20 protein-coding genes are annotated in these 22,255 nt (G+C 50.9%); 11 read left to right on the forward strand and 9 right to left on the reverse strand.

Annotated elements, in window-relative coordinates:
- Positions 1-81 precede the first annotated feature (81 nt).
- The 9 genes from fabZ to R2X38_RS22395 all read left to right on the forward strand — a co-directional run bounded on the left by fabZ (position 82) and on the right by R2X38_RS22395 (position 11,095).
- A complete protein-coding gene (gene fabZ / locus R2X38_RS22355; RefSeq protein WP_039458239.1) occupies positions 82-534 on the forward strand; it encodes a 3-hydroxyacyl-ACP dehydratase FabZ in 453 nt (150 codons plus the stop codon).
- Positions 534-1,322: an acyl-ACP--UDP-N-acetylglucosamine O-acyltransferase gene (gene lpxA / locus R2X38_RS22360; protein WP_187461378.1), complete on the forward strand. Its 789-nt coding sequence runs from the start codon at positions 534-536 to the stop codon at positions 1,320-1,322. Before fabZ ends, lpxA begins: the two co-directional genes overlap by 1 nt.
- Position 1,323: 1 nt before the next feature.
- Positions 1,324-2,463 (forward strand): lipid-A-disaccharide synthase, encoded by a 1,140-nt coding sequence (gene lpxB, locus R2X38_RS22365; protein ID WP_317524569.1) that lies wholly within the window; start codon positions 1,324-1,326, stop codon positions 2,461-2,463.
- 1 nt (position 2,464) lies between these two features.
- Entirely contained in the window at positions 2,465-3,070 is a 606-nt protein-coding gene (rnhB, locus tag R2X38_RS22370; RefSeq protein ID WP_317524571.1) for a ribonuclease HII, read from the forward strand.
- Positions 3,071-3,215: 145 nt separating this feature from the next.
- Positions 3,216-6,695, forward strand: coding sequence for a DNA polymerase III subunit alpha (dnaE, locus tag R2X38_RS22375; RefSeq protein ID WP_317524572.1), 3,480 nt, complete (start codon positions 3,216-3,218; stop codon positions 6,693-6,695).
- 60 nt (positions 6,696-6,755) lie between these two features.
- On the forward strand, positions 6,756-7,715 hold the full coding sequence (gene accA, locus R2X38_RS22380; protein WP_317524573.1) for an acetyl-CoA carboxylase carboxyl transferase subunit alpha: 960 nt from the start codon (positions 6,756-6,758) through the stop codon (positions 7,713-7,715).
- Between the two features lie 158 nt (positions 7,716-7,873).
- On the forward strand, positions 7,874-9,196 hold the full coding sequence (tilS, locus tag R2X38_RS22385; RefSeq protein ID WP_317524574.1) for a tRNA lysidine(34) synthetase TilS: 1,323 nt from the start codon (positions 7,874-7,876) through the stop codon (positions 9,194-9,196).
- Between the two features lie 139 nt (positions 9,197-9,335).
- Positions 9,336-9,647, forward strand: a complete 312-nt coding sequence (locus tag R2X38_RS22390) for a cytochrome c (protein ID WP_317524575.1) — start codon at positions 9,336-9,338, stop codon at positions 9,645-9,647.
- Between the two features lie 236 nt (positions 9,648-9,883).
- Positions 9,884-11,095 carry an aromatic amino acid transporter gene (locus tag R2X38_RS22395; protein ID WP_317524576.1) on the forward strand — a complete coding sequence of 404 codons (1,212 nt, stop codon included), beginning with the start codon at positions 9,884-9,886 and terminating at the stop codon, positions 11,093-11,095.
- A gap of 127 nt (positions 11,096-11,222) precedes the next feature.
- Here R2X38_RS22395 and R2X38_RS22400 read toward each other — a convergent pair whose 3' ends face one another.
- From R2X38_RS22400 to tsaA, 6 genes are all read right to left on the reverse strand, one after another.
- Positions 11,223-11,411 (reverse strand): DUF4250 domain-containing protein, encoded by a 189-nt coding sequence (locus R2X38_RS22400; protein WP_317524577.1) that lies wholly within the window; start codon positions 11,409-11,411, stop codon positions 11,223-11,225.
- Positions 11,411-11,617, reverse strand: a complete 207-nt coding sequence (locus R2X38_RS22405; protein ID WP_317524578.1) for a YaeP family protein — start codon at positions 11,615-11,617, stop codon at positions 11,411-11,413. Before R2X38_RS22405 ends, R2X38_RS22400 begins: the two co-directional genes overlap by 1 nt.
- Positions 11,618-11,735: 118 nt before the next feature.
- Positions 11,736-12,596 carry a GGDEF domain-containing protein gene (locus tag R2X38_RS22410; protein ID WP_317524579.1) on the reverse strand — a complete coding sequence of 287 codons (861 nt, stop codon included), beginning with the start codon at positions 12,594-12,596 and terminating at the stop codon, positions 11,736-11,738.
- A 79-nt stretch (positions 12,597-12,675) separates the two neighbouring features.
- A complete protein-coding gene (locus tag R2X38_RS22415; RefSeq protein WP_317524580.1) occupies positions 12,676-13,809 on the reverse strand; it encodes a patatin-like phospholipase family protein in 1,134 nt (377 codons plus the stop codon).
- A gap of 224 nt (positions 13,810-14,033) precedes the next feature.
- Positions 14,034-15,749: a proline--tRNA ligase gene (locus tag R2X38_RS22420; RefSeq protein WP_317524581.1), complete on the reverse strand. Its 1,716-nt coding sequence runs from the start codon at positions 15,747-15,749 to the stop codon at positions 14,034-14,036.
- Between the two features lie 204 nt (positions 15,750-15,953).
- Positions 15,954-16,658: a tRNA (N6-threonylcarbamoyladenosine(37)-N6)-methyltransferase TrmO gene (gene tsaA / locus R2X38_RS22425; protein ID WP_317524582.1), complete on the reverse strand. Its 705-nt coding sequence runs from the start codon at positions 16,656-16,658 to the stop codon at positions 15,954-15,956.
- 142 nt (positions 16,659-16,800) lie between these two features.
- On the opposite strand from tsaA, the gene R2X38_RS22430 reads away from it, so the two are divergent.
- Positions 16,801-17,064 carry a type B 50S ribosomal protein L31 gene (locus tag R2X38_RS22430; protein ID WP_317524583.1) on the forward strand — a complete coding sequence of 88 codons (264 nt, stop codon included), beginning with the start codon at positions 16,801-16,803 and terminating at the stop codon, positions 17,062-17,064.
- Between the two features lies 1 nt (position 17,065).
- Positions 17,066-17,206, forward strand: a complete 141-nt coding sequence (gene ykgO / locus R2X38_RS22435) for a type B 50S ribosomal protein L36 (protein ID WP_317524584.1) — start codon at positions 17,066-17,068, stop codon at positions 17,204-17,206.
- Positions 17,207-17,330: 124 nt separating this feature from the next.
- Here the strand turns inward: ykgO and fadA are convergent, their stop codons facing one another.
- Genes fadA through R2X38_RS22450 form a run of 3 tightly spaced genes read right to left on the reverse strand, consistent with a single transcriptional unit; the run spans position 17,331 to position 21,990 of the window.
- Positions 17,331-18,494: an acetyl-CoA C-acyltransferase FadA gene (gene fadA / locus R2X38_RS22440; RefSeq protein WP_317524585.1), complete on the reverse strand. Its 1,164-nt coding sequence runs from the start codon at positions 18,492-18,494 to the stop codon at positions 17,331-17,333.
- A 15-nt stretch (positions 18,495-18,509) separates the two neighbouring features.
- Entirely contained in the window at positions 18,510-20,651 is a 2,142-nt protein-coding gene (gene fadB / locus R2X38_RS22445; protein ID WP_317524586.1) for a fatty acid oxidation complex subunit alpha FadB, read from the reverse strand.
- Positions 20,652-20,682: 31 nt separating this feature from the next.
- Positions 20,683-21,990, reverse strand: a complete 1,308-nt coding sequence (locus R2X38_RS22450) for an acetyl-CoA hydrolase/transferase family protein (RefSeq protein WP_317524587.1) — start codon at positions 21,988-21,990, stop codon at positions 20,683-20,685.
- Between the last annotated feature and the right edge of the window lie 265 nt (positions 21,991-22,255).

The raw sequence follows: 22,255 nt of genomic DNA on the forward strand, positions 1-22,255 counted from the left end.
ACCGTCTTCGCGGCCAAGTAGATTGGCTGCTTTGCTTTTCGAGCGAACCGCATTTTTAATTTTTCAAACAGGAATTCAGTTTTGACTAGCGAAAATAAAACGCTGAATATTACAGAGATTCAAGAGCTTCTTCCGCACCGTTACCCGTTTTTGATGATTGATCGCGTAACCCATTACGAAGAAGGCAAAACCCTGACAGGTATCAAGAATGTGTCGGTTAACGAACCTCAGTTTACGGGTCATTTTCCAAAAATGCCTGTTTTCCCGGGCGTGATGATCCTTGAGGCGATGGCTCAGGCAACGGGCCTGCTGGCATTTAAAACGTTCGGCGCGCCAGCGGAAAATGAGCTGTACTACTTTGCTAGCGTAGATAACGGTAAATTCCGTAAGCCAGTTGTACCGGGCGATCAGCTGGTCATCGAGGTGGAATTCCTGAAGGAGCGCCGCGGTATTGCTATGTTTAATGGTGTAGCCAAAGTTGATGGCGAGGTGGTTTGTTCTGCTGAGCTCAAATGTGCAAGACGAGAGTTTTAATGATCCACGAAACTGCGCAGATTCACCCATCGGCGGTGATTGAAGAAGGCGTTAAGATTGGCGCCAATGTTACGGTTGGCCCGTTTACCTATATCGGCAAAGACGTCGAAATCGGTGACGGAAACGAGATCATGTCACATGTCGTGATCAAGGGCCCGACCAAGATCGGTAACGATAACCGTATCTTCCCGTATGCGATTGTCGGCGAAGAGTGCCAGGACAAGAAGTACAACGGCGAGCCGACCCGCCTGGAAATTGGTGATCGCAATGTGATCCGCGAAAGCGTTCAGATCCATCGTGGTACCATCCAGGACAAAGGCGTAACTATCGTAGGTAACGATAACCTGCTGTGCGTTAATGCTCACATCGCCCATGACGTGGTGGTAGGTAACCATACTCACATCGGCAACAACTCGATTCTGGGTGGCCATGTTACGGTTGCCGACCATGCAGGCGTAATGGCGCTATCTGCCATTCACCCATTCTGTACCGTTGGTGCCTTCAGCTATGTTGGTGGTTGTTCGGCTGTGGTTCAGGATGTACCGCCGTATGTTCTGGCGCAGGGTAACCACGCAACACCTTACGGTCTGAACCTGGTTGGCTTGCAGCGTAATGGCTTTGAGAAAAAAGAGCTACATGCACTGCGCCGTGCCTACAAGGAAATTTACCGTTCAGGTAAAACCATGGAAGAAGTGAAGCCGGTACTGGCCGAGATGGCCGAAGAGTGGCCGTCTGTTGGTTTGTTCCTGGATGCACTGAATAACACCGAACGCGGAATTATTCGTTAAGATGACGAAGCCACTTCGAATAGGAATTGTCGCCGGGGAAATCTCCGGCGATATTTTAGGTGCCGGCTTTATGAAGGCGGTGCGTGAACAGTATCCGAATGCCGAATTTGTTGGTATTGCCGGGCCGCGGATGCAGGCCGAAGGCTGCGAGACGCTGTTTGATATGGAAGAGCTGGCGGTGATGGGTATTGTCGAAGTACTCGGTCGCCTGCCTCGGCTGTTCAAGGTCAAGGCCGAATTGGTCAAATACTTTACCGATAATCCACCGGATGTCTTTGTCGGTATCGATGCGCCGGACTTCAACCTGCGGCTTGAGCGCAACCTCAAAGATGCCGGGATCAAAACCGTGCACTACGTCAGCCCGTCAGTTTGGGCGTGGCGGCAGAAACGGATCTTCAAAATCGAAGCGGCAACCAATCTGGTGCTGGCCTTCCTGCCGTTTGAAAAAGCCTTCTACGACAAGTTCAACGTCCCGTGTGAGTTTATCGGCCATACCATGGCGGATGCGATCCCGATGGAAACCGATCAGGCTGCTGCGCGCGAGTTATTAGGACTTGAGCAGGACAAACGCTGGCTGGCGGTCTTGCCGGGTAGCCGCGGCGGGGAAATGGAGCTGCTGGCGCCCCCGTTTATTGAAACCTGCAAACTGCTCAAGGCGCAGCACTCGGATCTCGGGTTTGTCGTCGCCCTGGTTAACCAGAAGCGCCGGGCCCAGTTTGAGCAGGCATGGCGTGAAACCGCGCCTGAGCTCGATTTCGTGTTGGTCGACGATACCGCGCGCAATGTCATGATTGCCTCTGATGCGGTATTGCTGGCATCCGGCACGGTGGCGCTGGAGTGTATGTTGGTCAAACGGCCGATGGTGGTGGGTTATAGGGTTAAGCCACTGACCGCATGGCTGGCCAAGAAGATGCTTAAGACCAAGTATGTGTCGCTTGCCAATATCCTTGCCGATCGCGAGCTGGTACCTGAGTTGCTGCAGGAAGACTGTACGCCAGAAAACTTGGCTGCAGAGGTGAACCGTTTTCTTGAGGCCGATAACACCGAGCTGATGGCTGAATTTAACCGTCTGCACCAGTTGATCAAGTGTAATGCGGATCAGAAGGCTGCAGAGGCGGTATTACAACTGATTGATAAGTGACATGAGCAAAGAATTAGAACCGTTTGAGTACCCGGTAGCAAGCTGTATTGCCGGTGTCGATGAAGTTGGCCGTGGCCCGTTGGTCGGGGCGGTGGTGACCGCCGCGGTCATTTTGGATCCGGCCAACCCTATCGAGGGGCTGACGGACTCGAAGAAATTGACCGAGAAAAAGCGCAACCTGCTGTTTGATGAAATCAAAGAGAAGGCACTGGCGTGGTCATTGGGCCGCTGCGAGCCGGAAGAGATCGACCAGCTTAATATCCTGCAGGCGACCATGGTGGCAATGCAGCGTGCGGTCGCCGGGTTGTCTGTCCAACCTGATTTTGTGCTGGTGGATGGTAACCGTATTCCTGAACTGCCGATGGCGGCGCAGGCGGTAGTGAAGGGTGATTTGCGAGTCGCTGAGATCAGTGCCGCATCTATCCTGGCGAAAGTCACCCGCGATCGCGAGATGGAAGTATTGGATGCCGAGTATCCGCAATATGGCTTTGCTAAGCACAAAGGGTATCCAACCAAGGCGCATTTCGAGGCCCTGGCCGAGCATGGCGCTATCGAGCAGCACCGCAAAAGCTTCAAACCGGTCAAGCGCATCCTCGGGCTGGACTGAAGGCGGTTATAATCCTGCCAACCCGCGGATTTTTGCATCCCTTTAGTTTCCGCGGCATTAAAAGATGGTGATTAGAGTCAACAGCCATGGTGCTTTGGGCTATAATCACCCTCTTGTTTCTTGAACAACTCTATTCTGGTTAGTCATGGCTGAACCTCGTTTTATTCATCTCCGTGTCCACAGTGACTTCTCTATGGTAGACGGCTTGTCCAAAGTGCCGCCGCTGGTGAAAACCGTGGCTGGTATGGGGATGCCCGCAATGGCACTGACGGACTTTACCAACCTGTGTGGCTTGGTGAAATTCTACTTTGCTGCCCATGGTGCCGGCATGAAGCCGATCATCGGGGCGGATTTTAAAGTGATGTCCGAAGAGATGGGCGACGAGTTGTGCGATTTAACCGTGCTGGCTTCTGATAACGATGGTTACCAGAACCTGACCATGTTGATTTCCAAGGCCTACCAGCGCGGCCATGTCCAGCACCTTCCGGTGATGGATAAGGAGTGGCTGGTAGAGCACAAAAAAGGCCTGATCCTGCTATCTGGCGGCAAGAGCGGCGATGTCGGCAAGGCCCTGCTCAAGGGTAACCAGCAGCTGGTCAGCAAATGCGTTGAGTTCTACCAGGAGCACTTCCCGGATGCCTACTACCTCGAGTTGGTACGTACCGGCCGTGCCGATGAAGAAGCCTATCTGCATTTTGCCATTGAACTGGCCGAGCAAGCCGAGCTGCCAGTGGTGGCGACCAACGATGTACGGTTCCTGACGCCAGATCAGTTCGATGCCCACGAAATCCGCGTGGCGATCCATGACGGCTATACCCTTGCCGATCCTAGCCGGCCGAAGCTCTACAGCGATCAGCAGTACCTGCGCAGCGAAGAGGAGATGTGCGAGCTGTTTGCCGATATCCCGGAAGCGCTGGAAAACAGTGTCGAGATCGCCAAGCGCTGTAATGTGACCGTCCGCCTCGGTGAGTACTTCCTGCCGAACTTCCCGACCGGGGAGATGACCATCGAAGATTTCCTGATCAAGGAGTCGAAAGAAGGGCTCGAGCGCCGTCTCAACTTCTTGTTTCCGGATGAGAAGGAGCGTGCTGAGCGCCGTCCTGAGTATGACGAGCGCCTCGATATCGAGCTCAAGGTAATTAACCAGATGGGCTTCCCGGGCTACTTCCTGATCGTTATGGAGTTCATCCAGTGGTCGAAGGACAACGGGGTGCCGGTGGGACCGGGCCGTGGTTCGGGTGCGGGCTCCCTGGTGGCCTATGCACTGGATATTACCGATCTTGATCCGCTGGAGTTCGACTTGCTGTTCGAACGTTTCCTTAACCCGGAACGTGTTTCGATGCCCGATTTCGATATCGACTTCTGTATGGACAAGCGTGATCAGGTGATTGATCACGTTGCCGAGATGTATGGCCGGGATGCGGTATCCCAGATCATCACCTTCGGTACCATGGCGGCGAAGGCGGTTATCCGTGACGTAGGCCGTGTACTCGGCCATCCCTATGGTTTTGTTGATCGCATATCCAAGCTGGTACCCGCTGAGCCCGGCATGACGCTGGCCAAGGCTTTTGAAGCCGAGCCGCAACTGCCACAGGTGTATGAGGCCGATGAGGAAGTCAAAGATCTGATCGACATGTGTCGCATCCTTGAGGGTGTGACACGAAATGCCGGTAAGCACGCCGGTGGCGTGGTGATCTCCCCGACCACAATTACTGATTTCGCCCCGCTGTATTGCGATGCCGAAGGTGCCAACCCGGTTACCCAGTTCGATAAGAACGACGTTGAAACTGCCGGTCTGGTTAAGTTCGACTTCTTGGGTCTGCGCACCCTGACTATCATCGACTGGGCGCTGGGGATGATTAACCCTCGCCTTGAAGCCCAGGGTAAGGAGCCGGTTAACATCGCGGCGATCCCGATGGACGATGCCAAGTCGTTCGCCATGCTGCAGCGCTCGGAATCCACCGCGGTGTTCCAGCTTGAATCGCGCGGGATGAAAGATCTGATCAAGCGTCTTCAACCGGACTGTTTCGAAGATATGATCGCCCTGGTAGCCCTGTTCCGTCCGGGCCCGTTGCAATCAGGCATGGTAGATAACTTTATCGACCGTAAGCACGGCCGCGAGGAAGTGTCCTACCCGGATGCTACCTGGCAGCATGAGAGCTTGAAGCCAATTCTCGAGCCGACCTACGGCATCATCCTCTATCAGGAGCAGGTGATGCAGATCGCCCAGGTCCTGTCTGGCTATACCCTGGGTGGCGCGGACATGCTCCGTCGTGCGATGGGTAAGAAAAAGCCGGAGGAGATGGCCAAGCAGCGTGCCACCTTCGAAGAAGGTGCGATAAAGAACGGCGTCGACGGCGAACTGGCGATGAAGATCTTCGACTTGGTAGAGAAGTTCGCCGGTTATGGTTTTAACAAATCCCACTCCGCCGCCTATGCACTGGTTTCCTACCAGACATTGTGGCTAAAAGCGCACTACCCGGCAGAGTTCATGGCGGCGGTAATGACCGCCGATATGGATAACACCGACAAGATCGTCGGTCTGGTCGATGAGTGTCACCGCATGAAGCTTGAGCTGCTGCCGCCTGATGTCAACAAGGGCCTGTATCGCTTCAATGTCGATGATAACGGTGCCATTGTTTACGGTATAGGTGCGGTGAAAGGGGTTGGTGAAGGCCCGATTGAAAATATTATTGCCGCCCGCGAGAAAGGCGGCCACTTCAAGGACTTGTTTGATTTTTGTGCCCGAATTGACACCAAGAAAGTCAACAAGCGGGTGCTGGAAAAATTAATCAAATCCGGCGCGATGGACCGCCTCGGCCCGAACCGTGCCGCCATGATGGCAACGTTGGACGACGCTATCCGTGCCGCGAGCCAACACCATCAGGCCGAGGCGTTTGGTCAGACGGATATGTTCGGTGTACTGACGGCTGCGCCGGAAGAGGTGGAGCACGCCTATGCCAATATTCCTGAATGGCCGGATAAAGTCTGGCTGGAAGGAGAGCGCGAGACTCTCGGGCTGTACCTGACTGGCCACCCGATCAATGCCTACGTGCCGGAGCTCAAGCACTACACCACTTGGCGTCTGAAGGATGCCCATCCGACCGGACGGGACAAAGTCGTCACGGTTGCCGGGTTGGTTATCGGAGCCCGGGTGATGACGACCAAGCGCGGCACCCGGATTGGAATTCTCTCTCTTGATGACCGCAGTGGCCGGATGGAAGTGATGTTGTTCTCAGAAGCATTGGAACGTCACTTGGATTTGATTGAAAAAGATAGAATTTTGGTCGTTTCCGGACAGGTCAGCTTTGATGATTTCAATGGCGGCCTTAAAATGTCGGCCCGGGAAGTGCTAGACATCGCAGATGCGAGAGAAAAGCACCTACGCGGCCTTGCCATCTCGCTTACAGAGAGGCAAATTGATGAACAGTTTTTTGAACGTTTCAGCAAAGTGCTGGAACCGCACCGTGCAGGTACCGTACCTGTCAACGTGTACTATCAGCGCTCGAATGCCCGCGCCAAATTGACTCTGGGAACAGAGTGGCGTGTTACCCCGGCAGATCAACTAATCTCTGATCTCAAAATTTTGCTGGGTGATAAGCAGGTTGAGCTTGAGTTTAATTAAAATAGCCCATAGTTATCTGTTATAGATACCCAGAATTATGAGCAAAAGGACTGAAATGGTATGAGCCTGAACTTCCTTGAGTTTGAACAACCGATTGCTGAACTAGAAGCAAAAATCGAAGCACTGCGTGACGTATCGCGTCGTGATGAATCTAAATCGGTTGATTTGGATAAAGAAATTGAGCAACTGGAAAAGAAAAGCCTCGAGCTGACCAAGAAAATCTTTGGTGATCTTGGTGCTTGGCAGGTGGCTCAGTTGGCACGTCACCCACAGCGCCCATACACGTTCGATTATGTCGAGAACATGTTTACCGAGTTCGACGAACTGGCTGGTGATCGCGCGTTTGCTGATGACAAAGCCCTGGTTGGCGGTATTGCCCGCCTTGACGGTCGCCCAGTGATGGTGATTGGCCACCAGAAAGGCCGTGAGACCAAAGAGAAAGTGCTGCGCAACTTCGGTATGCCAAAGCCGGAAGGTTACCGTAAAGCCCTTCGCCTGATGAAGATGGCTGAGCGCTTCAAAATGCCTATCGTGACTTTCATTGACACCGCGGGTGCATACCCTGGTGTCGGTGCGGAAGAGCGCGGTCAGTCAGAAGCGATTGCAACCAACCTTAAAGAGATGGCCGGTCTTACTGTTCCTGTTATCTGTAACGTTGTGGGTGAAGGCGGTTCTGGGGGTGCTCTTGCGATCGGTGTGGGTGACTGCGTGAACATGCTGCAGTACTCAACCTATTCGGTGATCTCGCCTGAAGGTTGTGCTTCTATCCTGTGGCGTGATTCTGACAAGGCACCTCAGGCAGCAGAAGCGATGGGCATGACTGCTGATCGTCTGAAAGAGCTTGAGCTTATCGACAACATCATCGAAGAGCCGCTAGGTGGTGCACACCGCAATGTGGTTGAGATGGCTGAGTCGTTGAAGAAGCAGATCCTAGCAACACTAGAAGAGCTTGATCAGCTTGATACCGAAGCACTGCTTGAGCGCCGTTACCAGCGCTTGATGAGCTACGGTTATTGTTAATCAAAGCTTACTGCTAATTGCCAGTTTGCTAGCTCAGTGAGTTAGACTTTGAATAGAACGGGTCAGCCTTCGGGCTGGCCCGTTTTTTTATTCTGGGTTTACCTTTACTGGGGCGGGAAGGGTATACTTTTGCTGTGTGTTATTTCGGATGTCGCTCAATGCTTTATGCCAACCTAGAAGCCAATCTTGCCACCCTTACGACCCCTTCAGCCCGTTTCGTTCTTGCCCTCAGCGGGGGAATGGATTCACGGGTACTGCTGCATTTGATGGGGCGCTACCTTGAGCGATATCCAGAAGCTTCCTGTAAAGCGGTTCATGTGCATCATGGCTTGAGTGCGAATGCGGATGACTGGGCGGCGTTATGTGCCCGTTGGGCTGCGGAAGCGGGGGTAGATTTTGTACTCGAGAAAGTGACTTTGGCACTGGGTAAGCGGACAAGCGTCGAGCAGCAGGCGAGGGATGCCCGCTACACCGCTTTGCGGGCACACATCCAGCTCGGCGATGTCCTGCTCACGGCCCAGCATGCTGATGATCAGCTGGAAACCGTGCTGCTTGCCTTGAAGCGGGGGAGTGGGCCGGCAGGACTGTCAGCCATGCCGCAATGCACGGCTTTTGCGACTGGCTGGCATGTTCGCCCTTTGCTCGATCAGCCTCGCACGGCCATTGAGCAGTATGCCAGTGAGCATAGGCTTGACTGGGTCGAAGACGAGAGCAACAGCGACGAGCGCTATGACCGCAATTTCCTCCGGCATCAGGTTACACCGTTGTTGAATACCCGCTGGCCGGGGATCCGCAAGGCGGTGACCCGCAGTGCCGCACTTTGCGCTGAGCAGGAAGCCTTATTGCAGGAGCTGCTGGCCGAGCAGCTCGGCCAGGCGATGTCAGCCGACCAAAGTTTGGATATCGCCTGCTTGCATCCGGAGAAGCCGGGCAGTGAGCGCCGGGGCAAAGCACTGTTACGTCATTGGCTGGCGGCTGTTGGCGTGAAAATGCCTTCGCAAGCGCAGCTGGAGCAGGTTTGGCACTCCGTGGTCTTGGCCCAGCCAGATGCCAACCCCAAGGTAGGCTGGGGAGAAGTCGAAGTACGACGCTTCAGGCAGTGTTTGCATGTCATTCAGCCTTATGAGGATATATCTGATGCGGTGGTTGCTTTGCAATTGAATCAAGCCTGTCGGCTTCCTGCCGCGATTGGGTCACTGTCGTTGTCGGAGTCAGGAGCTGGTCAGCTTCGCTTGCCAAGAGCAGATGAGCCGGTAACGGTGCGCTTCGAACCTGCTGGATTGGAAGTCCAGCCTGTGGGGCGGGTAGGCAAGCGCAAGCTGAAGAAACTATTTCAGGAGTATGGTGTGCCGAGCTGGCTGCGGCGGCGAACGCCATTGCTGTTTTATGGGGAACAGTTGGTGGCGGTGGCTGGGCTGTTTGTCGTCGAGGCGTTTGCGGGCAAGGAGTGTGAGCTAACTTGGCACTACGAGCAGGAATGAGTGCACAATATTATGACTTTATTTAGTATTTGTTGTTGAAAAAAGGCACAATTTAGCAAGCTGCGTGTCTTGTCGTGCCAGCAAAATATACCCAGTCACTGGGAACAGTACGGATAACAGAAATAATAATGAGGACCAGATGAAGAAAGTTCTAGCTTGTGTGATGTTCGCTGCCGTGATGGCAAGTCCTGCTATGGCTGCAGGCGATCCGGTTGCCGGGAAGGCGAAAGCCACGGTATGTGCCGCCTGCCATGGCGCCGATGGCATGGCCGTTATTCCCGGCTACCCGAATCTGAAAGGGCAGAATGAGCAGTATTTGGTTAGCTCGCTGAAGGCGTACAAAAACAAAGAGCGCACTGGCGGTATGGCGATGGTGATGCAGCCGCAGGCTTCGATGCTCAGCGATACTGATATTGCCAATGTTGCAGCGTATTTTGCCCAGATGAAGTAAACCTGTTTTGCCTGGCTTCATTTCTTTGCAATAAAGCCTGGCATGACTCCAGACGATGAATCGCCCTGCCTTTATACCAATAAGGCGGGGCGATTTTTTATGAATGAATAGCGTAAACTAATATTTCCATCTGGCTGATTATCTTTTGCCCAAATGATTCCTCTGTTGTTGCTAAAAATCACAGAACACCTTATTGTACTAGCACGCTGATACGTTAATGTTGTTTAGGAGTCATTATGAGTAAACCATCCACACTTGGGGGCGCGTGTATTATCGCCAGTGTTTGTGTTGGGGCAGGCATGCTTGGATTGCCAAGTGCAGGTGCGGGTGCGTGGACGTTATGGAGTGTGATCGCCATTTCTTTCACCATGATCATGATGACGCTGTCTGGCTGGTTATTGCTGGAAGCGCTTAAACATTACGAGCTTAAAGCTTCATTTAATACTGTTGCCAAAGACGTATTGAGTAAAAAAGTTAATTTTGTCAATAACCTATCTCTATATTTCGTCGGTGGTATTCTGCTGTACGCGTACATTTCATCGTCAGGTATGATTTTCAGTGAAATACTGGGTATGACCCGAGAGTTGGCTTCGGTATTGTTCGTTGCACTTTGCTCGGCTTTTGTTCTGCATTCGACCCGTGCCGTGGACCGTATCTCCATTGTGCTGATCCTGTTTATGATCATTAGCTTTGTGCTGGGGGTTTCCGGTCTGGCTTCAAATATCAGTGTGCCGACGTTGTTCGCCCAAGGCGAAGCTGAAAGCTCTTATTCTGCCTATGCGCTAGCCTTACTGCCAGTAGCGTTGACCTCGTTTGGCTACCACCATTCAGTAAGTACCATGCGCGACTACTACCAGGATGAGCACCGTGCTAAAAAAGCGATCCTAGGTGGTACGGTTATCGCCCTGACATTCTACTTGGGCTGGGTGATCTGTATCTTCGGTAACCTACCGCGTCAAGACTTCGGCCCGGTTGTCACTGCTGGTGGTGGCGTAGATGCCCTGATGGCGGCCCTGACAACGGCTATTGATTCGAACAGCATCAAACAAGCGCTACATATCTTTTCCATTGCGGCGATTGTCTCATCATTTATTGGTGTTGGTTTGGGTGTGTTCGATTACTTGGCTGATCTGTTTGGCTTCGAAGACTCCAAGCAAGGCCGCCTAAAAACCTGGGGCGTGACTTTTCTGCCGCCATTGGTGTTCTCACTAGTTGCACCGTTTGGTTTTGTTGCGGCGATTGGCTTGGCGGGTGCGGCGGCGACAATTTGGACCTGTATCATCCCGGCGACACTGGCAAAAACGTTGCGCCAGCGTGCACCAGAGCAAGAAGGTTTCGTGGTTCCGGGCGGCAATGCAACAATTTATGTCGTCATTGCTTTCGGGGTACTGACAGCAGCCTTCCACCTCATGGCAATGGCGAAGTTACTGCCGGTATTTAGTGGCTAAAAAGCTAAGTTAATACTGAGCATTCAGTTATAGAGATACAAAAAACGGAAGCCGAGGCTTCCGTTTTTTTATTGGTTAGCGTACTCGATTTTGCAATCGCCAATCGCCAATCGCCAATTGCCAGCACTTACCTAAATTGCTTGGCTTCCGGCAGATAGTCAAAGCCAGCACTTGCGAGCCTGGCAACCAGTTTATCCTTGTCGATATCGTAGTATTTGACCAGGGCATCCAGATCGCCGAACTCATCACGGATCTTCATGTTGACGATGCTCATCAGCATGACAGGATCCATGGTCTCGTATTTGTTTAAATCCATTATGCGTCCTCGTGGTCGCTCATCAGCAAGTTGGCCGCAGCAAAGGCAGCACGCTCGCGAATATCTTCCGGTAGCGTGTCATTGGCGGCGATATCATTCAGTGCCTTGACGGCACAATGAATTGCATTGGGAATGTAGCCCAGTTCACCACCACCGATCTGCGCGTAGATCATGCGTACTTGTTCGCAGCACTCATAAATTTTCATAGTTTGTCCTTCATAAACAGTGATTTCGGCAGCCGGCTGGGAAGATACAGTAGACTGGCGAAAACATGCTTATCAGGTTTTTACTATACCAAAGACTGGCAGGGGACGGCAGGGAGATTTAGCGGGTACGCTTTTGTTTGTACAGATGACGGTCAGCGCGGTCGACCAGAGTGATATTGGTATCGCCTTTCTGGTAAACACTGAAGCCACTGGAGCAGCCGATTTTCAATGTTCGCAACGTTGAATCATCTGCCATCAGGGTGTCCAGCCTTCGGATCACATGTAGGGCAGAGGTATCGGTTGCCGGTTGCAGTAGTACAGCAAACTCATCACCGCCGACACGGTAGCAGCGGTCGGTGGCACGGACAGACTTTTTCAACAGTAGCGAAAAGTGACGGATCACCTTATCACCATCGGGGTGGCCGAAGCGGTCATTGACCTGTTTGAAATTATCGAGGTCGAACATCGCCAATACCAGACCGATGTTACGCCTTTCACTCATCGCAATCGCGTGATTGAGATCTTGCTCGAAGCTGTTGCGATTGCCAAGACCTGAGAGGTAGTCACGCAGTGCCATATTTTTGACTCGGCGATATTCCAAAGCACAGGCTAGCGGTCCGGCAAACAGGCGATGATAGGTATGAAGCAGGTTGACTTCGTCTTGGTCGAGGGCGTAAGGCGTGTGGTATTGCAGCTTGCCTAGCTCAATTTTATTGAAGCGCAGGATGAAAGTTTGTCGGAACTGACTACTGGCACCTTGACGTACAAGAGTTGTGGTATTGTCCGAGTTCCATATTAACCTGCTGATATCTATCTGCTTTTCAACCTCACGACTGAAGATATCAAACAACAAGCTGATATCCAGCTTCCCCTGGAGTTTTTGTAAAAGCAGCAGGCGCTGATCAGCCCCAAGGGGTTTGGTCCTTGGTTTTGCATATTGGCTATCGGCCAGCTTATCGTTCCAGTGGAGTGGATCCATATATGTGTCAAAAAATAAATAGGGAAGTTACTATAGGCAAATATTAAGCCATTTCAATACCTAAACCGAGTTTATATTATTAATCATCTGATTTAATTAAGAAACTGCGAAGATGGGCTTCTTTTTCCAGGGTGTCTTGATATCCCATCTTGATCAGGGCATGGATATAAGCTGGTTCGAACAGGATATAGCTGGTGATGGCCGCATCATCTTTAGGGCTTATTCCTATCAACTGCATCAGCCCCCGGGTCATGGGAGGAAGGTGGCAGTAGTGCTCGCGGGCCAATTGTTCAAAAGAGTGGCTGGGTGACAGGTGGATATGCTCAATTTTCCGCAGTTTTTGTTTGGTTTCAGCTTCAGGTAAACTATCGATTAACGTATTGATCCTAGATAGGTTTTCCAAATCGGCAGTGAGGGTATCACTGAAAATGGTATCCATAAGGTGCCCGCCCAACGCTGCCAGCCCGGGAGCCCGGGTATGATCCGGACTACCGAGTTTCTGGTTGATGAGGTCGATGATCAGTATTTTATCGGCACCCATTTTCAGTGACGGGCGCAGTGGTGCCAGCTGGTGGATCGAGCCATCCCCATAGTAGGCTTGCCCGATACGGGTAGCAGGAAAGACCAAGGGGATCGCAGAGGAAGCCAGCAGGTGATCGGTGGTGATCAGCGAGCGGCGGCCTTTCGATTTGGCCCGGTCCCACTCGTGGATCTCTGGCTGGCCTTGGAAAAAGCTGACGGAGTGACCACTTTTGTAGCTGGAGGCGGTAATGGAAATGCCGTGGAGGGCACCGGTGGCAATCTGGTTTTCCAGACGGGAGTAGTTGTTGACCTGGTTGAGCAGCTGGCGCAGGGGACGGTTGTTGAGCAAGCCGAAGGGGGGCCGTTCGTGGTGGTGGGCCTGGAGGCGGGCAAACCACTGGCTGGCCAGGTAGCCGCCCATACCGAGTGGAGTGGTGGCAAAAATACGCCGACTGTGTAGCCGGGACCAAATCCACTCGAGTTTTTTGACCCCGAGTCTGAAGCAGGAGGCATAGCAGGCAATCGACGTGGCATTGATAGCCCCTGCCGAGGTACCGCAGTAAATACTGAACGGGCTATGGTGAACCCGTGGGTACCATTCCGAAATAGCCTTGAGTACCCCAACCTGATAGGCTGCCCGCGCTCCCCCTCCGGTGAGGAGCAGGCTGATCTTTGGCTTTTCCTTGCCCATAGCGCTCCTTTCTTTTGCTTATATTTACAACTATATCCCTATTTTATGGTGGAATATAGGCTTATCTCGATGCTATCGGGGGGAGTCTTGTTCCTTCACTGGGCTGATATGTTCGAAGTTTTCTAGGGGGCGGTTACTGGCGCGGTTCAGTTTGGTTGAGAAAGTGATATAAAAAAGCCTCCGCAAGTGAAGGGAGGCTTTTTGAAACGGAAATCGATTTGCGATTAAGCCAGTTTCTGCTTAACGAACTCAACGATGTCAGCTACAGCAACACCTTCTTTGGTGCCGGCGCGGCGGTCTTTGTATTCCATCTCGCCGTTTTCTAGGCTGCGGTTACCGATCACGATAGTGTGCGGGATACCGATCAGTTCGTGGTCGGCGAACATGACACCTGGACGCTCTTTACGATCGTCGAATAGCACTTCGATACCCGCAGCTGTTAGGTCAGCGTATAGCTTCTCAGCCGCTTCCTTCACTTCAGCCGATTTCGCCATGTTCATCGGTACGATAGATACCTGGAATGGGGCAATCGCGTCAGGCCAGATGATGCCGTTTTCATCGCTGTTCTGCTCGATAGCAGAAGCAACCACACGGGATACACCGATGCCGTAACAGCCCATCTCTAGGATAACGTTCTTGCCGTCAGGGCCAAGGACGCCACAGTTCATCTTCTCTGAGTAGTTTGTACCCAGCTGGAAGATATGGCCTACTTCGATACCACGCTTAAGCTGGATAGTACCCTGACCACATGGGCTTGGGTCGCCTTCAACCACGTTACGTAGATCTTCTACCTGACCAAGCTCAACATCACGCCCCCAGTTGATACCGAAGTAGTGCTTGTCATCAACGTTAGCACCCGCGCCAAAGTCGCTCATTACCGCTACTGAGCGGTCAACGATGAACGGCAGCTTCAGGCCAACAGGGCCTAGTGAACCTGGGCCGGCACCGATAAGGGCACGGATTTCTTCTTCGGTTGCCATCTCAAGCGGAGAAGCAACGTCTTTAAGGTTTTCTGCTTTCACTTCGTTTAGCTCGTGATCACCACGGATGATCAGGGCAACAAGCTCTGCGTCGACTTCGTCAGAAGCCTTAACGAATAGCGTCTTAACGGTTTTCTCGATTGGCAGGTCGAACTGCTCAACCAGCTCAGCGATAGTTTTCGCGTTCGGTGTGTCAACCAGCGTCATCTCTTGAGTTGGCGCAGCCAGCTCGGTCGCAGGGGCTAGTGCTTCTGCTTTTTCGATGTTTGCCGCGTAGTCAGACTCGGTAGAGAAAGCGATCAAGTCTTCGCCGCTCTCAGCCAGCACGTGGAACTCGTGAGAGCCGCTACCACCGATGGCACCGGTATCAGCCAATACTGGACGGTAGTCAAGACCCATACGGTCAAATGCCTTGCAGTATGCTTCGTGCATGGCATCGTAAGACTTCTGCAAACCTTCTTTGTCGATGTCAAAGCTGTACGCATCCATCATGCAGAATTCACGTGCACGCATTACACCGAAGCGAGGACGGCGTTCATCACGGAATTTAGTCTGGATTTGGTATAGGTTCAGCGGCAGCTGCTTGTAAGAGCTCACTTCGTTTCGCACAAGGCTAGTGATCACTTCTTCAGCTGTCGGGCTAAGTACAAACGGACGCTCATGACGGTCAGTAAAGCGAAGTAGTTCAGCACCCATCTTTTCAGATCGGCCTGTCTCTTCCCATAGTTCGAACGGCTGAACCACGGGCATCAAAGTCTCAACAGCACCTGCATTGTTGATTTCTTCGCGAACAATGTTCTCGACCTTACGTAAAACACGCAGACCTGTAGGCAGCCAGGTGTAAAGACCTGAAGCCAGCTTACGGATCATACCTGCACGAAGCATTAGCTGATGGCTAACAACTTCTGCGTCATTTGGAGTCTCCTTCAGAGTAGAAAGAAGATAGTTACTGGTACGCATTGATGGTATCCGTTTGTTTAGATGAAAATAAGAATTGTGGGGGACAGGCCCCAGCCACCGATAACGGCGGTAACCGCATATACTACCAGCCAATTGCCCGTTAGCCAAAGGGATTGGATAACCGCAGTAGGGAAAATGCCCCTAAATCGATAGCCCCGGGTTATTTGACGGTGGTTTGGTATTTATTTGGCTAAGGTTTGGCGATTATTTTGTTATGGGCTTATCCAATGCCGTCACGGTCACTACATCGTTGGCAACGGTGAACTTAACATTGTAGTCGAACAGGTGGACCGCATACTCCTTGCTGTCTTCCTTGCCTTTTTTGTAGGCCGGGCGCGGATCCTGTGCCAGTACCTCTGCAATAACGGCTCGTTGGCGTGCGAGTTGTTTTCCCTTGAGTTGGCTCTCGGCCTTGCCACTAAAGACCACCGGCAAGGTTGTCGGCTCGCCATCGGCAAAGCCACCATGGGCATGAGGCAGGCTATCGGAGTAGGGAATGTAGGGCTTGATATCGACAATCGGGGTACCGTCGACCAAATCTACCCCGCCGAGCTCGATGATGACGTCGCTGCCTTGCTGGCGCACACCCAGCAATTCGACGGCAGACATGCCAATGCCATTGGGGCGGAAGGTTGCCCGACTGGCAAAAACCCCAATACGCTCGTTGCCGCCAAGGCGTGGCGGGCGCACGGTTGGTCGCCAGCCTGCTTCCAAATTCTGGTCAAACAAAAACAGCAGCCACAAGTGGCTGAACTGCTCTAGCCCACGAACGGCCTCAAGGGCATTGGCCTCGCCTTGCAGGACGATTTCAGAGCGTGCACTGGGAACCAATCCCGGCTGGCGCGGGACGGCAAATTTTTCTTTGTACGGGGAGCGGACAATGCCGATAGGTTCAATCTGGTAGTGCATCTTGCTTGCTTAGCTCTACAGCTGGCTAGTTTATTTGACGCTGAAAATACCATAAAAAAACAAATAGCGCTTGTTGATAATAGTTATCAAGTGATATGTTATAACATATCTAATGTGTTAATTGCTCTCTGAGGACAAGAAAATGAAAGCAGGTATTCATCCCGAGTATCGAGCCGTGGTGTTCCACGACACCAGTGTTGATAAGTATTTCGTGGTCGGTTCTACACTGAAAACCGATAAAACCATTACCTGGGAAGATGGCAAGGAGTATCCGTATTTCACGCTGGATGTGTCGTCTGAATCCCACCCGTTTTACACCGGCAAGCAACGCGTGATCAGCTCAGAAGGGCGGATGGCTAACTTCAACCGCCGCTTTGGCCAGTTTGGTGGTAAGAAAGGTAAATAAGATGCAGGTATTGAGTTCGCTGAAAAGTGCCAAAAACCGGCAGCGCGATTGCCAGGTGGTAAAGCGCCGTGGCCGTATATACGTTATTTGTAAGTCGAATCCGCGCCTCAAAGCGGTACAGGGCAGGGTAAAAAAGAAGTAGTGATAGGAAAGACCAGAAATAAACAAGCCCCTCGATTGAGGGGCTTCAGATTGAAAGCTAGACCTTTGTTAGTCGCCTTAGGGCTCAGAAACTCAGCCCCAAGTTAGTATGATGTTTAAAGTGATTAAACACGCTCAATGATAGTGGCAATGCCCTGACCCATACCGATACACATGGTTGCTAGACCATATTTACCGTCGCGTTGCTCCATCACATTCATCAGTGTGCCGACAATACGCGCACCAGAACAACCCAGTGGGTGGCCTAGAGAGATTGCACCGCCGTGTAAGTTAACTTTGTCTTCACGTACATCCCAAAGACCTAAGTCTTTCAAACATGGGATAGCTTGCGCTGCAAAGGCTTCGTTAACTTCTGCAAAATCGATGTCTTCAATCGTCAAGTTTGCTTTAGCGAGTGCTTTTTGTGTTGCCGGTACTGGGCCGTAACCCATGATTGCTGCTGGTACACCCGCTGTCGTCATAGACACGATGCGCGCACGTGGTGTCACACCAAGCTCTTTTGCTTTTTCTTCACTCATCACAAGCAGACAAGATGCACCATCAGATAGCGCTGAAGAAGTACCTGCTGTGACTGTACCTGTTACAGGGTCAAACACTGGACGAAGTTGGGCTAGGCTCTCTTCTGTGGTTTCAGGACGAATCACTTCATCGTGCTTAATCAGTGTAGGCAAGCCGTTCGCATCGTGGCCCATTGTTGGGACGATTTCATTGTCAAAAGAGCCTTCTAGCGTGGCTTGATGAGCAAGGCGGTGAGAACGTGCGCCCAGTGCGTCTTGATCTTCACGGCTCACTTTGTGCAGTTTACCCAGTGCTTCTGCTGTCATACCCATTGCGTTTGATGCTTGAGCTTGATGCTTGTCCGCCGCTGGGTTGAAGTTCAAACCATGAGTCATTGGCACGTGGCCCATGTGCTCAACACCACCCACGAGAACAATTTCTGCATCCTCAGCTTTGATAGCACGAGCTGCCATGTGCAGTGCGTCCATTGAAGAGCCACACAGACGGTTAACCGTTGTTGCTGGTACTTCAACTGGAAGTCCCGCTTGGATAGCCGCAAGACGTGCCATGTTGGCACCTTGCTCACCTGTTTGCTGCACACAACCCCAGATAATGTCATCAACCATTTCAGGCTTAACGTTTGGCTGACGCGCAAACATTGACTTCATTAGGTGTGCAGACAAATCATCGGCACGAGTATGGCGGAAAACACCATTTTTTGAACGACCCATTGGGGTACGGATTGCATCTACAATTACTACATTTTTCATCTCAAATACCCCTAATTATGCGTAGAATTTCTCGTTGTTTTCAACACGAGCGACAAGACTTGCCGGCGCTTGATATAGCTCACCTAGGTGCGCATATTTCTCTGAGGCTTCTAGCAACTTATCTAGACCAATTAGATCCATGTAGTAGAAGATACCACCGCGGAATGGAGGGAAACCCGTACCGTAAATCATTGCAATATCAGCTTCACCCGGAGTCGCAACAATGCCTTCATCTAGGCAACGGATTGCTTCAAACATCATTGGCAGCATCATACGCATCGTGATGTCATCTGCCGTAAACTCTTGAGCTGGAGCAGCCATAGATGCCACTAGTTGATCCGCAGCTTCGTTACCAGATGGCTTCAGGCGGCCTTTTCTGTCTGGAGTGTGCGTGAAGAAGCCTTGTTTGTTCTTCTGACCGTAATGATCCAAGTCCACCATCGCTTGGATAAGGTTTTTCTCAGGTTTCGTCATACGGCCAGGGAAAGCTTCTTCCATTACATCCAAACAGTGAGCAGCCGTATCTAGACCAATAACATCAAGTAGATACGCAGGACCCATTGGCCAACCGAACTCTTTGCTCATCACTTTGTCGATGGTTGGGATATGACCACCATCGACAACCAGTTGGTTGAACGCGTGGAAGTAAGGCGCTAGGCAGCGGTTGACTAGGAAGCCCGCACAGTCATTAACAACGATTGGCGTCTTACCCAGTTGTGCTACGTACTTAACGGCACGTTGAATGGTTTCATCGCTGGTTTTCTCACCACGGATAACCTCAACCAATGGCATTTTAGGCACTGGGTTGAAGAAGTGAATTCCACAGAAGTTTTCAGGTTTCTTCAGTGCTTGTGCAAGGCCACTGATCATCAGTGTCGACGTATTTGATGCGATAACCGCATTTGGCGCTACTTGCTCAAGTTCAGCGAGAACGACTTCTTTTACTTTCGGGTTTTCAACTACCGCTTCGATAATCATATCAGTAGCTTGAAGTGATTCATTGTGTAGCGTTGGTTGAATGCGATTCAGGGTGTCCCCCATCGCTTTAGGAGTCTTACGACGACGCTCAACTTGTTTAGATAGCAAGCTGTTCGCTTCATCGAGACCCAGAGCAAGACCAGCTTTGTTGATGTCTTTCAGGACAACATCCATGCCTTTGTCTGCCGTTACATAAGCAACACCACCGCCCATGATGCCAGCGCCAATGACGCCAACTTCTTGGGCAGACTCTGCGCCTTTAATAATGTTCTTAGTTTTTGCTTTTACATCTAGGTCATTTAGCAACACTGAAACAAGCGCGTCTGCAACACCTGAAGTCGCACATTTAAGGAAAGCCTGCAATTCAACGGCAATAGCTTCATCACGACTTAATTTAGCTGATTTATGCAGAGCATCCACAATGATGTGTGGTGCTGGGTAGTGTTTACCCGCCGCTTTAGCCACCATGCCTTTAGCGACATTGATGGACATACCAACCTCATAATCGTTGAGCATCAGTGGCGCTTGTTTTTCTTGATAACGGCCTTTCCAGTCCAGGTCACCATTGATACAAGATTCAAGCAAGGCTTCAGCTTGTGCAATTGGGTCTTGATCGGCTGCGATGATGCCATCAACAACGCCATCCTTTAGAGCTTGCTCTGCACGGTAGTTTTTACCTGTTGTAGTCCAAGCTAGCGCAGTGTCTAGACCAACGATACGTGGCATACGAGTTACACCACCCCAACCCGGTAGAATACCCAGTTTTACTTCAGGGAAGTTAAGGCGCGCATCTTCTGTAGCAAGACGGTAATCAGCCAATAGTGCAAGCTCAAGGCTGCCACCTACCACAGAGTTGTTCATTACCACAACTTTTGGCATTGGCAGATCTTCAAGACCATTGTAGATCGAATGAACCCAGGTGATGTATTCTTCAAGTACGCTTGTGTCACCTTTAAATAGTTCACGGAACGCTTTAACATTCGCACCGCCACTAAACCCGCGCTTATTAGAACGAATCATCAAACCACGGCAATCGCTTTGGCGAATGACTTCAACACACTGCTCCAAGTCCTGTAGCGCTTCTTTGCTCAGAATGTTTACAGGGCTCTCTTGTGCATCAAAAATAAGGTCAGCAAATTGGCCACGTTTAGCGACCTGAAAGTGTTGTCCTTGGTACATAATATTATCCTCAGAAATGCGCTTGCAGCGATTATTTGATTAGGTTGATTGCTTTCGCTTCTTGACGAAGTGACTCGCGGAAGTCTGGATGGGCAATGGCGATCAGTGCTTCAGCGCGCTGCGCTGTACTTAGACCACGCAAGTCAGCGGCACCATGCTCTGTAACAATCACTTGAACATCATTACGCAATGTCGTTACTGGTGTGCCTTGAGGTAGAGCCAGTTTAATGGTTGACTCAATATCGTCTTTGCTTCGGTATTGCGACGCCAATGCAATCACACTCAAGCCATCTTTGGACATACGAGCACCGCGTACAAAGTCAACTTGACCACCAGAACCTGAGATTTGGGTGTGGCCCACACCTTCAGATGCAACTTGCCCGGTTAAATCGGTCATGATGCAGGTGTTGATAGAAACAAAGTTATCATTCTTCGCGATTTCAGTTGGGTTGTTAACTGTAACAACATCGCCGATTTCAATTTGCTCATTGTGATCAATGAAATCGATTAGCTCTTGAGAGCCTGCAGCGAATGCGGTAATGATTTTATTTGGCTGGTAATTTTTTTCTGAACCAGTCACTGCGCCAGCTTTGCAAAGCTCCATCATAGATTCGGTAAACATCTCGGTATGAATACCTAGATTTTTGTGGTTCTTAAGTCCCATGCCAACTGCATCAGACAAAGTACCAATGCCGATTTGAATCGTCGAACCGTCTTTAATCATCGGTAGGATATGGCTCGCGATTTGCTTTTCTGTCTCAGAAGGTGCAGCAGGTTTCGGGCCGCCAATCGGATGATTGCCTTCTGCAATGAAATCTACGTCATTGATGTGGACAAGGTTCTCGGCATTGCCAACAAACGGCTGTTGGTCATTGATCACAGCGATAACTGTATCGATATTGCGATCCAAGATAGCTTTGTTACCAACACCACCGCAAGCGCCCATGCTCATGAAGCCTTCTTCGTTTGGTGGCGTCATTTCAACTACAACAACATTGAAATCGATACGATCTAGCACTTCTTTAACATTAGAAAGGTGGTAACAAATGATTTCAGCATTGCCGCCATTTTGGAATTTTTTCTCTAGAGGCCCCATGAAAAGGCTACGGTATGTTAGCTTTCCTAGGTAGTCAGGTTTTAGAAACTCATATGGGTACGTCAATAAACCCGCATATAGCTCAGCACCTTCTAGTTCAAGAGCGACTTTATCAAGCTCTTGCAGCGCCAATACTGGCACAGACAAGAAACCACCAGCCCATATTTTGTCACCAGAATTAATTTTTTTAGCGGTTTCTTCAAGAGTGATTAATTTGTCTTGATACTTATTCTTCCAGTTCATGGAATAACCTCGTGTAGGGTATAGTATTAGTTTTATTTAGATAGATGACAGCTTTAAAATAAATTAATAATAAATAGAAAAAGATTATTAATTATTAAATCTCTCTATCTAACCGATGAATTCACTATATCCATAAACTAGCTTTTCAAGATTGACTTATTCGGTCAGTAGTTTGACAAAACTCGCCATCCCAACCCTTCTTTGAATATCCTCACACTTTATCATCATCAATTGTTATCGCGATCACAGAGCAACAAGGCGCCAA

The organism is Photobacterium rosenbergii (assembly GCF_033022775.1).
In the GTDB taxonomy this organism is placed as follows: domain Bacteria; phylum Pseudomonadota; class Gammaproteobacteria; order Enterobacterales; family Vibrionaceae; genus Photobacterium; species Photobacterium rosenbergii_A.

Coding starts and splice junctions, on each gene's coding strand:
- lpxA (WP_187461378.1), top strand. CDS start 534: ATGATCCACGAAACTGCGCAGATTCACCCATCGGCGGTGATTGAAGAA.
- lpxB (WP_317524569.1), top strand. CDS start 1,324: ATGACGAAGCCACTTCGAATAGGAATTGTCGCCGGGGAAATCTCCGGC.
- rnhB (WP_317524571.1), top strand. CDS start 2,465: ATGAGCAAAGAATTAGAACCGTTTGAGTACCCGGTAGCAAGCTGTATT.
- dnaE (WP_317524572.1), top strand. CDS start 3,216: ATGGCTGAACCTCGTTTTATTCATCTCCGTGTCCACAGTGACTTCTCT.
- accA (WP_317524573.1), top strand. CDS start 6,756: ATGAGCCTGAACTTCCTTGAGTTTGAACAACCGATTGCTGAACTAGAA.
- tilS (WP_317524574.1), top strand. CDS start 7,874: ATGCTTTATGCCAACCTAGAAGCCAATCTTGCCACCCTTACGACCCCT.
- R2X38_RS22390 (WP_317524575.1), top strand. CDS start 9,336: ATGAAGAAAGTTCTAGCTTGTGTGATGTTCGCTGCCGTGATGGCAAGT.
- R2X38_RS22395 (WP_317524576.1), top strand. CDS start 9,884: ATGAGTAAACCATCCACACTTGGGGGCGCGTGTATTATCGCCAGTGTT.
- R2X38_RS22400 (WP_317524577.1), bottom strand. CDS start 11,411: ATGGATTTAAACAAATACGAGACCATGGATCCTGTCATGCTGATGAGC.
- R2X38_RS22405 (WP_317524578.1), bottom strand. CDS start 11,617: ATGAAAATTTATGAGTGCTGCGAACAAGTACGCATGATCTACGCGCAG.
- R2X38_RS22410 (WP_317524579.1), bottom strand. CDS start 12,596: ATGGATCCACTCCACTGGAACGATAAGCTGGCCGATAGCCAATATGCA.
- R2X38_RS22415 (WP_317524580.1), bottom strand. CDS start 13,809: ATGGGCAAGGAAAAGCCAAAGATCAGCCTGCTCCTCACCGGAGGGGGA.
- R2X38_RS22420 (WP_317524581.1), bottom strand. CDS start 15,749: ATGCGTACCAGTAACTATCTTCTTTCTACTCTGAAGGAGACTCCAAAT.
- tsaA (WP_317524582.1), bottom strand. CDS start 16,658: ATGCACTACCAGATTGAACCTATCGGCATTGTCCGCTCCCCGTACAAA.
- R2X38_RS22430 (WP_317524583.1), top strand. CDS start 16,801: ATGAAAGCAGGTATTCATCCCGAGTATCGAGCCGTGGTGTTCCACGAC.
- ykgO (WP_317524584.1), top strand. CDS start 17,066: ATGCAGGTATTGAGTTCGCTGAAAAGTGCCAAAAACCGGCAGCGCGAT.
- fadA (WP_317524585.1), bottom strand. CDS start 18,494: ATGAAAAATGTAGTAATTGTAGATGCAATCCGTACCCCAATGGGTCGT.
- fadB (WP_317524586.1), bottom strand. CDS start 20,651: ATGTACCAAGGACAACACTTTCAGGTCGCTAAACGTGGCCAATTTGCT.
- R2X38_RS22450 (WP_317524587.1), bottom strand. CDS start 21,990: ATGAACTGGAAGAATAAGTATCAAGACAAATTAATCACTCTTGAAGAA.